The 13,078-nt window shown below is 70.6% G+C and carries 11 protein-coding genes; 1 reads left to right on the top strand and 10 read right to left on the bottom strand.

The window, feature by feature from the left end; all coding sequences use genetic code 11:
* Nucleotides 1-6 precede the first annotated feature (6 nt).
* From OG226_RS09545 to OG226_RS09510, 8 genes are all read right to left on the bottom strand, one after another.
* The gene (locus tag OG226_RS09545) at nucleotides 7-1,944 is read right to left on the bottom strand and encodes a glycoside hydrolase family 9 protein (RefSeq protein WP_329348582.1); all 1,938 of its coding nucleotides are present in this window, start codon (nucleotides 1,942-1,944) and stop codon (nucleotides 7-9) included.
* On the bottom strand, nucleotides 1,941-3,245 hold the full coding sequence (locus tag OG226_RS09540; RefSeq protein ID WP_329348581.1) for a sensor histidine kinase: 1,305 nt from the start codon (nucleotides 3,243-3,245) through the stop codon (nucleotides 1,941-1,943). Before OG226_RS09540 ends, OG226_RS09545 begins: the two co-directional genes overlap by 4 nt.
* A complete protein-coding gene (locus OG226_RS09535; protein WP_329348580.1) occupies nucleotides 3,242-3,907 on the bottom strand; it encodes a response regulator transcription factor in 666 nt (221 codons plus the stop codon). The genes OG226_RS09540 and OG226_RS09535 overlap by 4 nt, the downstream gene beginning before the upstream one ends.
* 76 nt (nucleotides 3,908-3,983) lie before the next feature.
* Complete coding sequence (locus OG226_RS09530; RefSeq protein ID WP_329348579.1) at nucleotides 3,984-5,435, bottom strand: cellulose binding domain-containing protein; 1,452 nt, start codon at nucleotides 5,433-5,435, stop codon at nucleotides 3,984-3,986.
* Between the two features lie 72 nt (nucleotides 5,436-5,507).
* The gene (locus tag OG226_RS09525) at nucleotides 5,508-7,043 is read right to left on the bottom strand and encodes a beta-N-acetylhexosaminidase (RefSeq protein WP_329348578.1); all 1,536 of its coding nucleotides are present in this window, start codon (nucleotides 7,041-7,043) and stop codon (nucleotides 5,508-5,510) included.
* 51 nt (nucleotides 7,044-7,094) lie between these two features.
* Nucleotides 7,095-7,934: a carbohydrate ABC transporter permease gene (locus OG226_RS09520; RefSeq protein WP_328676277.1), complete on the bottom strand. Its 840-nt coding sequence runs from the start codon at nucleotides 7,932-7,934 to the stop codon at nucleotides 7,095-7,097.
* Nucleotides 7,931-8,920: a carbohydrate ABC transporter permease gene (locus tag OG226_RS09515; RefSeq protein ID WP_328676276.1), complete on the bottom strand. Its 990-nt coding sequence runs from the start codon at nucleotides 8,918-8,920 to the stop codon at nucleotides 7,931-7,933. Before OG226_RS09515 ends, OG226_RS09520 begins: the two co-directional genes overlap by 4 nt.
* A gap of 32 nt (nucleotides 8,921-8,952) precedes the next feature.
* Nucleotides 8,953-10,221 carry an extracellular solute-binding protein gene (locus tag OG226_RS09510; protein WP_328676275.1) on the bottom strand — a complete coding sequence of 423 codons (1,269 nt, stop codon included), beginning with the start codon at nucleotides 10,219-10,221 and terminating at the stop codon, nucleotides 8,953-8,955.
* 269 nt (nucleotides 10,222-10,490) lie between these two features.
* Between OG226_RS09510 and OG226_RS09505 the strand changes: the two genes are divergently transcribed.
* The gene (locus OG226_RS09505; RefSeq protein ID WP_328676274.1) at nucleotides 10,491-11,330 is read left to right on the top strand and encodes a GntR family transcriptional regulator; all 840 of its coding nucleotides are present in this window, start codon (nucleotides 10,491-10,493) and stop codon (nucleotides 11,328-11,330) included.
* On the opposite strand, the gene OG226_RS09500 is transcribed toward OG226_RS09505, so the two are convergent.
* The gene (locus tag OG226_RS09500) at nucleotides 11,315-12,184 is read right to left on the bottom strand and encodes a hypothetical protein (RefSeq protein WP_328676273.1); all 870 of its coding nucleotides are present in this window, start codon (nucleotides 12,182-12,184) and stop codon (nucleotides 11,315-11,317) included. The two genes, OG226_RS09505 and OG226_RS09500, sit on opposite strands and share 16 nt — an antisense overlap.
* Nucleotides 12,181-12,987, bottom strand: coding sequence for a MerR family transcriptional regulator (locus tag OG226_RS09495; RefSeq protein ID WP_329348577.1), 807 nt, complete (start codon nucleotides 12,985-12,987; stop codon nucleotides 12,181-12,183). The genes OG226_RS09500 and OG226_RS09495 overlap by 4 nt, the downstream gene beginning before the upstream one ends.
* Nucleotides 12,988-13,078: the final 91 nt, after the last annotated feature.

Raw genomic sequence — 13,078 nt, 5'->3', positions numbered from 1 at the left:
GGAGGCTCAGAGGCTCGGCTGCGCATCCTCGTCCCGCGCGGTCAGGGCGAAGGCCAGCAGGGCGGTCGTGGTGAAGTCCAGCGAGGGCTCCACCGTCTGCCAGGCGCCCACGTCGTCCACGTAGCGCGAACCCTTGCCGTCGAAGTCGGTCCAGGCTCCCGACGGCGGGGCGGCGGCGCACTTCTTCATCGTCGGGAATCCGTTCAACTCCGCCAGTTTGTCGGCCGCGTTGGGGCCGTTGACCACCGCGCCCCGCAGGATCGCGCCCTTGCCGTCGAGGCTGCCGCGGAGGTTGGCCAACTGGTGTTCCGGGCAATGCGGGTAGACCTCACCCGCGCCGATCATGAAGCTGGTGCCCCACGCGTTGGCGCCGAGCGCCCAGCCCCGCTGCCGGCCCGCGAACGCGTCGTAGCGGGTGTCCCCGGTGGCCTTGGCGTAGAGACGGGCGGTGGCCACCAGCCCGAACGTGTGCGGTACGGCGTCGAAGTCGTCGTAGACCGCACCCGCCCCGAACGGATCGTGCTCGGCGTGGTCGACCCCGTCCTCCAACTGGCGGCGCAGGTCCTTGTTCAGTTCCGCGGCTCCAACTCCGTTGCTGCGGGCGCCGTCCAGGGCGGTGGTCAGGTCGACGTGGGCCAACGCGCTGACGTCCGCGACGTTGAGGGTGCCCTTGACGTCGGAGTCCAGGTAGGACTTGGCCCAGTGGGCGGCCTCGCCGGTCCAGTCGGCCTCCCGGTCGTCGCCCAAGTCCCTTGCGGTCAGGGCGAGTTCGGCCCCGGCGAACTCCATGTCGTCCTGCCAGGAGTCCTCGGGATAGAAGGCGCTCGGGAAGGCGGTGACGAGCGGCTTGTCGGGATCGTGGTCGGTGTCGGCCAGGTCGTAGACGTCGGCGGCCTTCTCCAGCCACTCCCGCGCCTGGTCCGGGTCTGACTCGGCGGTGCGCTGCGCGGCGAGGGCGAACACCGCCGCCACCCGCCCGGCCAGACTCGGCGTGATCGGCTCGCCCGGCCTGTTCGCGCGGAACACCGGCCGGTGCTTGATCGTGTAGTCCGGGTCACCGGGCGACACATCGAGCCGGTCGTCGGCCTCCGGCAGTCGCCACACGTCGTGATCCGTGCGTACGGCGTCGTTGCCCGCGCCGATGCCGACCTGGGCGTAGAGCGTTTCGCTGTCCCCGTCCCACATCTTGTCCACCCACTCCAGCCCGTGCTCGGCCTCGGCGGACAGCGCCTTCATGTCCGGCAAGTCCCGCTCGGCGAGCAGGAGTTCGGCGGTCGAGTAGGAGGTGGTGCCGGTGAACTTGAGGAAGTCGCCCGCGTCGAACCAGCCGCCCGCCACGTCGGCCCTCACGCCGGTCGGGGTCAGGCGCTCGTCGAGCAGCTCCTCGCCCGCCTCGTCGTAGTGCGGGTCGGCGTAGACGGTCGCGTCTTCGTCGGCGAGATGGGACGTGCCGTGGGACAGGCCGCCGGACACCACGTCGGCTCCGTCGCGCTGTGCCTGGAGGAAGCGGACGTTGTCCCGGACGAGCGGGGTCATCAGCTCGCTCGCGTCGGCGATCCGGAAGGCGGGGGAGCGGCCGGCCGCGCTGCCGGACAGGACGATGCGATAGGTGCCGGGCTTGTCCAGCGCGGAGAGGTCGACGGTCCGTACGGACGGGAACCTGGCGTTCCAATGGCCGGTGGCGGCACCGAGTCGCCCCGCCGTGACCACCCTGTTCTTCGCGTCGACGACCTTGAAGCGCGCCCCCGCGAGCGCCTTCGTGGGCCCCATGACGTACGCCTGTTTCGTCTCGCCCCTCACATAGCCGACCTGGTCGACCCGGACGGCCACATGGGCCGCGGACGGTGTGGCGGCCTCGCCGTAGAAGTTCAGGACGACGAGCACGGCGGCGATGCTCACGGCGGTGGTGGTGACCAGCACGACTGGGCTGCGCAATGCGTTCATGCGCCCACGGTGCCGGGACCTTCATGAGATGAGGATGAGGACGGTGGGGGTGCGTCCGTGGGCAACCGGAGTTCGGCGAGCAGGCCGCCGCCTGGAGCGTCCGTGAGGCGGGCGGTGCCGTGGTGCAGACCGGCGACCCAGCGGACGATGGCGAGGCCCGCGCCCGTGCCTGGACCGGTCCTGGTGACCCCGCGTGCGAACACGCGTTCCCGGTCCGCGAGCGGTACGCCGTCCCCGTGGTCGCGGACCGTGACCAGCCCCGGCGTGACCGCGACCTCCACCGGCGAACCGGTCGGGCCCCCGTGCCGCTGCGCGTTCTCCACCAGGTTCCGCACCGCCTGCGCCAGCAGGTCCGGATCGCCGAGCACCACCACCGGCTCGGCCGTCACCGTCACGCTCGCGTGCTCCGGCAACTCCTCGACGGTCGTCTCCACCAACTGGTCCAGCCGCAGCCGCACCAGCTCGACCCGCTGCGCCCCGGACTCCAGCCGCGCCCTGGCGAGCAGCCCGGTGACCAGCCGACTGAGCCGGTCCACCAGCCGTAGCGCCTCGTCGCTTGGACCGTTCCGCTCCACCACGAGCCGCAGCGTCGCCAGCGGCGTCCGCAGTTCGTGCGCCGCCTCGGCCAGGAACTGCTCCTGCTGGCCCAGCCCGCGCAGCGCGGGCCGCATGGCCCGCCCGGACAGCAGATGTCCTACGGCCGCCGCGCAGCAGACCAGGGCCGTGCAGCCGAGGGCCAGCCAGCGCACCAGGAGGTCGTGGTCGTGTTCGCTGCGCGCCAGTTCCGTGCCGACGAGGACGGCCGCCCCGATCCGGTCCCCGTCCCAGACCGGCGCCGCCGCCCACCGCAGCCGCCCACCCTTGGTGGCGGACGCGCTGACTTGGACCGTTCCCTGCTCGTCCAGAACGCTGTGCCAGACCTCGTCCAACCGGTCCGTGTCGGGCAGCGCCGACCGTCCGGGTACGACGTTCCGCACGGTCGGCGTCTTTCCCGGCGCCGCCGCCTGCAACACCGCCAACACCTGGGCGCCCTGGGCGAGTTCGTCCTCGCGCAGGGGCTCCAGGTGCAGGACGCCCGCGTCATCGAACCAGACCGCCCGCGACAGTCCCGCCGCGCGACTGCCGACCTCGTGGTCGAGGCCGGAGCGGCGGGACGCGGAGTCGATCCGGATGGCGACCACGGCGAGTACGACGAGACAGGCGGCGGTCGTCGCGGCGAAGAGGAGGGTCATCAGCCGGCGGGTGCGGCGGAGCCGGGCCGCGGCGGGCGACGGGGCGGAGGCCGTGTCGCGGCGGTTCACGCCTCGCCGCCCAGGCGGTAGCCGACACCGCGCACCGTCGCGATCGGATCGGGCGGGCCGAGGCGTCTGCGCAGTTGGCCGATCAGGACGTCCACCACGTTGGACATCGGCTCGCTCGCCTCGTCCCAGCAGCTCTCGATCAGCTCGCTGCGGGTCACCACTTCGCCCGCGCGCAGCATCAGCAGTTCGAGGACCGCGAACTCCTTGGCGGAGAGGCTGAGCAGGACCCCGGCCCGGGTCACGCGGCGTCGCGGGAGGTCGAGTTCCAGGTCGCCCGTGCGCAGCACGGACGGGCGCGCGGGTTGCTCCCTGCGGCACAACGCCCTTACCCGTACGACGAGTTCGGCGAAGGCGAACGGCTTCACCAGGTAGTCGTCCGCCCCGTGCTCGAAGCCGGCCACCCGGTCGCTCACCGCGTCCAGCGCCGTCAGGAGCAGGAAGGGCAGCACCGAACCCGCCCGCCGGTGTGCGGCGAGCAGCGTGAGGGAGTCGCCGTCCGGGACCGAGCGGTCGGCCACGACACAGTCGTAGCGATTGACGGAGAGCTTGAGATCCGCCTCGGCCAGCGTGCGCGCGAGGTCCACCGCGAACCCCGCGTCCCGCAGTTGAGCAGCGACGACGGGCCCCAGTTCGGGGTCGTCCTCCAAGACCAGTACGCGCATGGGCCGGAGCTTAGGCGACGCCGGGCCGCGCGCCCGGATGCCGTACGCCGAGTGCGCGGCCCGCCGCCCTGGGTGATCAACTGCTGGGCACGGTGTCCTCGAACGTGGTGCCCGCGCCGCGGTACGCCGCGACCTTGGCGGCCACCTGCGCCGGCGTGAGGACCTGGTCCTTGACGTGCAGGACGTAGTCGACCTGCTCGTCGTAGGACCGCGCCGTGGAACTGGTCAGGCCGCCGAAGTCGATCAGCCACTGGTTGAAGTTGATCGACATGGGCCGCTCCGGGAGGTACGCGGCGTCGTGGGTGCCGAAGAGCCGGCCGTCGATGTAGTACTTGATGCTGCTGTTGTCGATGGTCAGCACCAGGTCGTGCCAGCCGTTGTAGCTCTGCCGGCCCTCGGTGTGCTGGTTGACCGCGATCCACGGGTCGGCCTGGTAGGTCTCCCAGGACGTCGTGTAGAGGATGGTGGAGGTCTCGCCCCAGCCGCCGTTGGGGAGGTACTCGAAGTCGTACTCGGAGTAGTCGTCCGCCATCGGGGCCGTGAGGTCGTTGATGGTGAAGAACGTCTGGACGAGGTGGTCGCCGTCCGGGCCCGACTCGGGCGCGTCGTTGAACTTGACCCGGGCCGCGTAGGTGCCGTTCTTGAACTTCCTTGTGTTGGTGACGACTTCGGTCTGCTTGGTGGTCTCGCCAGTGCCGGACGTCGAAGTCTCCAGGTTCATCACGGAGTTGCCGCTCGTGCTTGCGAACGTGACGTTCTGGGGCGCCCAGGTGGCACCGGAGACACCGGGACCGCCGGACGTGGAGCGCACGTTCCAGCCGTGCGACGAGATCTTCGGGTCGTTGTAGGCGCTGTAGTTGAAGTCGTCGAACAGCGCGGCGCCGGTGGCCGGGGGATCGGTCGGCGGATCGGTGGGTGGGTTCGTCGGGTCGTTGCCCGCGGGGGCGGTGCCCCACAGGGTGGCGCCGGACAGCTGTGCCGTGACCTTGGACCAGTCGGCGTACGACGTCTGCGAGGCGCCGAAGGAGTAGTCGTCGCTCTGGACCAGCGGCTGCCATGTCGACTGGTAGAAGCGCAGCTGCATGTCACCGGTGTCGGCGCCGGGCGCGAGCGTGCCCGCGCCGGAGGTGAAGCCGATCTCCAGGTAACGGTCCGCCGTGGCCGTGGGGTTGGCGAGTGTGCCGAAGGTGCCCGTGACGTTGGCGCAGCCCTTGACCGCCCAGGAACACGCGAAGCGGTAACTCGCGCTCGCCGAGTCCGCCTTGAAGTAGTAGCGGAGCTTGACGCTCGTCAACTGCACTGTGCCGGAGCCGGTGTTCTTCACCTTGAACCAGGGCTCGGACTGGTCGGCCGTGGCCCCCGTGGCGCTGGTGCGGTACTGCACGCTCAGCCCGTCGCCCGCCGCGCTCGCGGTGGACGGCGTGGCGGTGAGTGCGGCGGCGCCCATGGCCACCGCCACGGCGGCGGACGCGGCGGCGCGGAGTCCGTTCTTCGCGAACCTCGTGTCGAACCTCTTGTCGAGTCTCATGTCGTGCCTCTCCAGAAAGGTGGGGTGATTCCGGAACGGGACAGGTGGGTGGGGGAGTTGGAGCGGGACGGGTCAGGGGCGGCGGTACCGGACGCCGAGCGCGTCGAGGCGGGCCGTGTGCTCGTCGAGCCGGGACCGGAAGTCCGCCCAGTCGGTCGCGCCGCTCCAGGCGCGATCGGCGAGGGCGCACAGGCGGGGGTAGGTGAGGTACTCGATGCGCTCGGGCGTCCTGACGAACTCGGTCCACAACTGCGCCTGGGTGCCCAACACCCGCTCGGCCACGCTCCGTTCGGCGTCCTCGGGAACGGGATCGTGGGCGTGGACGGCACGCAGATCGACGACGCCGCCGGGCTGTCCCTGGGGCTCGCCCGGGTCCTCGGACTGGGCGTAGTCGAGATAGGTCGCCCGGTGATGGGCGCTGATGGCGGGGTGGCCGCGGCGGGCCGCCGCCAGGGTGTGCGCCGGGTCGCGCCAGGTCATCGCCGCGAAATCCAGCGGCAGTTCGTCCCCTGTCTCGGCCCAGCCGACCGGACGTCGACCGTGCCGTCCGAGGAAGTCGCCGATCTGCCCGAGGAACCAGCCGTGCAGCGCCGCGGGACTCGACAGGCCCTGCGCCACGGCCCGTTCGCGGGCGGCGGCGCTGTGCGTCCACTCGGCGGTGGGGCACTCCTCGCCGCCGACGTGGATGTACGGCGAGGGGAAGACGTCCATGACCTCGTCGAGGACCGTACGGCAGAAGTCGAGGACCTCGTCGTGGACGCCGAGGACGGTGTCGCACACGCCCCAGCGGGTCCAGACGTCGAGGGTGCGCTCGGGGTTGTTGCCCAGTTCGGGATAGGCGGCGAGGGCGGCGCGTACGTGCCCGGGCATCTCTATCTCCGGCATGACGGTGACCCCGCGAGCGGCCGCGTAGCTGACCAGGCCGGCGAGTTCGGCCCGGGTGTACGAGCCGTCGTGCGGGACACCGTCGTACAAGTCGCTTCCGGCGGGGCCCAGTTGGGACTCGTCGCGGTGGCCGCCGATCTCGGTGAGCTTCGGGTAGGCGGACACCGGCATGCGCCAGCCCTGGTCGTCCGTGAGGTGCAGATGGAACACGCCGATCTTGTGCAGCGCCAACAGGTCGACGTACCGGCGCAGATAGGAGACGGGCTGGAAGTGCCGGGCCACGTCCAGCATCGCGCCGCGCCATGGATGCCGGGGGAGGTCGGTGATCTCGACGCACGGCAGCAGCCACTCCGTGTCGGGCTGCCGAGTCTCCGACAGGGCCTGCGGGGGCAGGAGTTGACGGATCGTCTGGATCCCGCGCAGCAGGCCGGTGAGGTGCGCGGCGCGCAGCAGTACGGCGTGCGGGGCGACGGTGAGTTCGTATCCCTCCTCGCCGAGACCGGCCGGCCCGGGGTCGAGCGCGAGGGTCAACCGGCCCTCGGGGGAAGCCGGCAGAGGCAACCCGGTGGCCGGGGCGAGCAGGATGCGCAGCAGGTCCGCGGCCGGTTCGGCACCCGCGCCGATGTGCAGCGCGGTGTCGGCGTCGAGCGTGAACTGCCCTGGCCTGGCTGCCGACTTGGTGGGGCGGGGGACGAGGGAGGGCACGGAACGCTGTGCGGGCATGGATCGTCTCCGGAGCAAGGCGGGAGTGTGTGGGGGAGGCGGTGCGGCGGCTCAGCCCTTGACCGCGCCGGCCGCGAAGCCGGAGGTGACATGGCGCTGGAGCAGCAGGAACACCACAAGTGCGGGCGCGGCGAAGAGAGTCGAGGCGGCCATCGTGGCGCCCCAGTCGGTGCCGAAGACGTTCTGGAAGGAGGACAGCCACACGGGCAGCGTGCGGTGGTCCTGCTGCTTGATGATCAGGAAGTTGGCGTACGTGAACTCGTTCCACGCGGTGATGTAGCCGAACAGCGAGGTCGCCATCAGCCCCGGCGCCAGCAGCGGGAACGCCACCCGCCGGAACGCGCCGAACCGCGTGCAGCCGTCGACCTGGGCGGACTCCTCCAACTCCGGGGGAATCGTGCCGATGAAGCCGCGCAGCACGATGATCGTGAACGGCAGCGTCATCATGAAGTAGACGAGCGTCAGCGTCGGCAGCCGGTCCAGCATGTCGGTGTCCCGCGAGATGATGTACACCGGGATGATCAGTGACTCCCAGGGCGCCATCTGCGCGATGAACACCATCAGCATGAACTGCCGGCGCCCCTTCCACTTCATCCGGGCGACCGCGTAGGCGGCGCCCAGCGCGATGACCAGGGCGAGCAGGACCGCGCTCAGCGTGACGAGGAGACTGTTGCGCCAGAACAGACCGAAACCGGCGGCACCGACGGCCGTACGGAAGTGGTCGAGGGTCCAACTCTCCGGCACGATACGGGGCTTGTCGGACTGGATGTCCCGGGTCGGGGTGAACGCGGTCGCGACCATCCAGTACACGGGGAAGAGACAGACCACGACCGTGAGGACGGCGGCGGCGTTCAGGGGCAGGCGGCGGACGCGGGGCCGGGTCGTGCTCATGCGAGCTCGTCCTCCTGGCGGAACATCTGGCGGAAGTAGAGGACGAGCACGCCGGACATCAGCACGACGGTGACCATGGAGGCCGCCGCACCGAGGTCGTAGCGCTGGCTCGACAGGGCGGTCTGCACCGCGTACACGGGCAGGATCGTGGTGGCGTCGCCGGGGCCGCCGTTGGTCATCACCCAGATCTGCACGAACGCCTTGAACGTCCAGATCACTTCGAGCGAGAACACCAGCAGGTAGATCGGCCGGACGATCGGCAGAGTGATGGAGCGGAAGATCCGCGGGCCCGACGCCCCGTCGAGGCGCGCCGACTCGTACAACTCGGCGGGGACGGTGGTGAGCGCCGAGTACAGGGTGATCGCCGCGAACGGCACCGACTGCCACACCACGAGGACGACCACGATCGCGAAGGCGGCCGGCCCGTGCGCGAACCAGGGGTAGCGGTCGAAGGACTCGAACCCCAGCCCCGTCAGTACCGAGTTGACGATGCCGAACTCCGAGTGGAACAGCCACTGGAAGACGGTGGTCGCCGAGATGACCGGCATCGCCCAGGTCAGCACGAGCGCGCTCAGCACCGCGGTCCGCCCGAACCGGCCGAGCCGCTCCACCATCAGCGCGACCAGCGTCGACAACGTCATGATCAGGACGACGTTGATCGCCATGAAGAGGAAGGTGCGTCGTACGACCTCCCAGAAGTGCGGGTCGCCCAGCAGCGTCCCGTAGTTCTTGAACCCGACGAACCGCGCGTGCCCCACGATGAGTTGACGCAGCCCGAAGTCCTGCAGGGAGATCACCACGGCACGGATCAGCGGATACACGAGCAGATAGAGCGTGCCGAGGACGGCGGGCGCGATCAGGACGTACGGCCAGAGTCCGCGGCCGGCGGTCCGGGCCGGGCGGCGCGGATCCGGGCCGGGGGAGCGCCGGGGCGGGGCGGTGCCGAGCGGGGGACGTGGCGCGGTCTGTTCTCGGACGGCCGACACGGCGTTCCTCCTTCCGATGAGCAACGGGCTTTTCAGGAACCGGAGTTCATCGCCGCGCTGATGGCCTCGGACGCGGTGGCCGCCTTCTTCTGGATGTCACCTCCGGTGAGGACGGCCGTCATGTAGTCCTTGATCGGGTTCTTCGCCTCCACGGCGGCCCAGCCCGGGGTGTTGGGCGTCGCGTGGCCCTCGGCGGCGCCGACCGCCATCGCCGCGGCGCCCGGGTCGGAGGCGACCGCGGAGGCGAGGCTGGTCCTGTTCGGGACGTAACTCATCGCGAGCGCGAGCTTCTTCTGCCAGGCGTCGCCGGTGAGTTCCTTGACGAAGGTGTAGGCCGCGCCCTGCTTCGTGGACGCGGTGGGGACGACCAGGTCGGAGCCGCCGGTGAAGACCGCGCCGGGGGTGGCGGCGGTCTTGCCCGGGATCGGGAAGAAGCCCAGCTTGCCCTTGAGCGCGGGGTTGTCCTGGACAACGGCCGTGGCACCGCCGGGAGTCGAGATGACCTGGGCGACCTTCCCCTTGGCCATGACGTCGGCCTGCGGCGGGTTGGCCTCGTCGGAGTCCTTCGGGCCCTTGCCGAGAGCCTGGAGCCGCTCGTAGAAGCGCATGCCGTCGATCGCCTCGGGGGTGTCCAGCGTGCCCTTCCACTTGCCGCCGGACCGGGTGGCGAGGTCGCCGCCCTCGTCCCAGACGAAGCCCGCGAGGGTGTACCAGCTCTGGCCGGGCAGGTAAATGCCCTGTGTGCCACCGGAGTTGACCTTCTTGGTGGCGGCGATCCACTGGTCGCGCGTCTTGATGGTGGACGCGTCGATGCCGGCCTGCTTGAAGAGGTCGGTGCGGTAGATGACGACACGGTTGGCGGCGTAGTACGGGATGCCGTACTGCTTGCCGTCGTAGGAGCCCGGCTCGGCGAGGCCCTTGAGCCAGGTCTTCCCGCCGAGGTCGGCCACCTTGTCGCTGAGGTCGAGCAGCCCCCCGCTCTGCGCGAACTGGGCGACCTGGGTGTTGCCGGTCTCGATGACGTCCGGTGCGTCGTTGCTGGCCAGGGCGGCCGTGACCTTCTCGCCGATCCCGTCCCACTCCTGGATCTGCACCTTGACCCTGATGTCCGGGTGGGCGGTCTCGAAGCCCTTGACGAACTCGTTCTGGAACTGGGCCGAGACGCTGTCCCGCATCAGCCAGACGTCGATGGTGGTGTTCCCGCCGGAACCGGTGCCGGCGGAGTCGGAGGAGCTGCTGCAGGCACTCAGTCCGGCGGTCAGTGCGAGCACGGAGACGCCGGCGAAGAAGCGGAACTTCACGGTTCACCTCTGGAGGACATGAACTGACCACCTGACCAGTGAAGCCCACTGGACAGCTCACCTCTCGATGTGGGGATGAAGGTGGCATAGACCAATGGGTGCGTCAACCCCCTCTGCTGGGACGGAACTTGGCGTACGGAGCGGGCGGGGCCGGGATGATCATGGCTCGCCGGTGGTTACACTGCCCTGGTCAACAGGGCGATTACGGGCGACCATTGGGCAACTGGTCAAGTGGTCAACCGGGGGTTCCTTGCATGAGGGAGTGCGACATGAAGGCCGACGCGCCAGGTGCGGTGCTCAAACGGGAGCGGGTCCGCGACTTCGTCCTCGACCTCGTCGAGTCGCACCACCCGGGGGACGCGATCCCCTCCGAGCGCGTCCTCTGCGCCCAACTCGGCGTGTCCCGGCCGACGTTGCGCGCGGCGGTGGACGAACTCGTCGCAGCGGGGCTGCTGGTACGGGAGCACGGGCGAGGCATGTTCGTGGCGCCCGAGAAGATCACCCAGGAACTCGTCTCGACCGAGCAGACCATGACGGCACCTCAGGCCGCGGGGGCCTGGTCGAGCCGCCTGCTGGAGTTCACCACCGTCCCGGCCGGCGCCCGGGTGGGACGCAGACTACGTCTCTCGCCCGCCGCCGAGATCGTGTACGTGGCGCGGTTGCGCCTGGTCGACGGCGCCCCGATGGCCATCGAGCACCTGCACATCAGGGCCGATCTGGTTCCGACCCTGTCCGCCCAGGAGTTGGAGGCCGGTGACCTGTACGAACACCTGCGGGAACAGCACGGCGTACACGTCCAGGAGGCGGTCCAGGCGATCGAGCCGACCGTCGTCACGCGGGCCGAGGCCGAACTCCTCGACGTCCCCGAACTCTCCCCGGCCCTGCTCTTTGAGCGCCTCACCTCGGACACGACGGGCCGGCCGGTCGAGTACGTCCACTCGATCTACCGCGGCGACCGCTACCGCATCGTCTCCCGGCTCACCCTCGGCCCCTCGGTCACGGCGCCCTCGACCCCCCTCGGCCACCACCCCGGCATCCCCCCGGGCGACTTCGCCCACCGCGACACGATCGCGTCGTCCACGCGGGGGGACATTCAGTCGGCGTCCTGAGGCGCGGGCGCATGTGTGGTCCGTGCCCAAGTGACCGCGTCACAGAGGGACTTCGGGTCATCGGCGTGCAGCCTGATCACCCGTACGAGACGCGGGGCGCCGAGGAGCCCAGGCGCGTCGACCGGTTCGGTCAGTTCGAGGGTGAGGGAGGTCTGGGAGCCGATGGGCAGGTTCAGCTCGCCGTCCTTCTTCGTGTGGGTGAACAGCGACTCGCGCCGGACGGAGGCGATCCGGGTGACGGGAACGCGGATGTCGACGCGGGCCGCCTGCCGGATGCGCAGGACACCCCCGGTGAGGACGTGCGGCCGGGTGACCGTGGCCGCGTGCATGCCGAGGACGAACAGGACGGTGTAGACGTCGACGACCAGAAGGAGGGCGTGGACGACGGGCCACCGGGCCAGCAGGAACGACAGGGCCACGGTCTCGGCCACGCACACGAACGTGAGGCCGTACATCATCGCGGCCTGGTCGCGGGCGTGCGGGAAGACCCCGTCGGCCTCGCCGACACCGTGCGGCCGGCGTACGACCCACCGGACCAGGCTCGCCAGGATCCGCGCCTCGTGCGCCACGTACCGCGCCACACGCTCGGGCACGAGCCGCGCGAGCGCTTGCCGCCGGGACAGCCCGAGCCGCCGTAGCCGCAGCCAGACGTAGGCCTCGGTAACGAGGAGCACCGGCAGGAGCAGCTTGCCGCCGAGCAGCACGGCGCCGGGCACCGGAACCCCGCTGAACAGGCATACGGCCAGGGCGAGTTGGGCGGGCACGGCGATGGCGCGCAGCGTGCGCAGGGCGGGGCCGCGCGCGGTGGCTTCGAGCTGGGGGCGGGGCGCCTGTATCTCCGACGTCGTCGTCATGACGGGTCTTCCTGTCGGTGTGAGGGGGCTTTCCGTTCGTGCCGAGTGAGCTGCCGGTGCATCGTGGGCTGCCGATGCTTCGCGAGGTCGATCGCACGGTGCACCGCCGCCGACTGGGCCGGTGCCAGGTCCGCGAAGATGGCATCGGTGAGACCACTGTCGGGCTGGTCGGAGAACCGCACGGCCAGGTCGTCGGGCAGCAGGGCCGCCAGCGCGGCGGCGGCACGGGTCACCCCGGGGTCGTCCGGCTCCTTGTCGGCGAGGGCGTCCAGCAGGCCGTACATCTCGCCCGCGTGCTCCGCCATTCCCCGCAGTGTCTCCATCAGCCGGACCCGGTCCGCCTCGGGGGCCACGGTGTCGAGGAGGGCGAGGATCTCCCGGTCCTTCACGGCCATGGGGGAGTCCGGCAGCTCACCGAGGCCCGCCAGCAGCGCGGTGAGCTGCGGCGACAGCGGCGCTTCGGCGGTCAGCCGCCCACCCCGCGCCTCGGCCAGCAGCGCAGCGAGCCGCTCGCGCCGCTCCCGGATGACCGCTTCCTGCCGGCCGAGGTCCTCGTCCAACTCCTGCAGAACTTCCACCAGTTCGCGGCCCTCGTCGTCCGCGAGAACATCACGCACCTCGTCGAGACCGAGCCCCAGCTCGGTCAGCCGCCGGATCCGGGCGAGCAGGACGGCGTCCCGGATGCCGTACTCCCGGTACCCGTTGCTCCGCCGCACGGGTTCGGGCAACAGCCCGAGCTGGTGGTAGTGCCGCACGGCCCGCGGGGTGACCCCGATGGGCGCGGCGATCTCGCCGATTCGCATGGCCTCAGTAGAAACCCTGACGTTGCGACAAGGTCAAGGCGACGCGGGTGGCGGGTGGTGTGACTCCCGGTTCGGACCAGTGCGCGGGAGC

Source organism: Streptomyces sp. NBC_01261 (genome assembly GCF_036226385.1).
Lineage (GTDB): Bacteria > Actinomycetota > Actinomycetes > Streptomycetales > Streptomycetaceae > Streptomyces.
The sequence above is the reverse complement of the archived record's forward strand: the minus strand, read 5'-3'. Positions and strand labels throughout refer to the sequence as shown.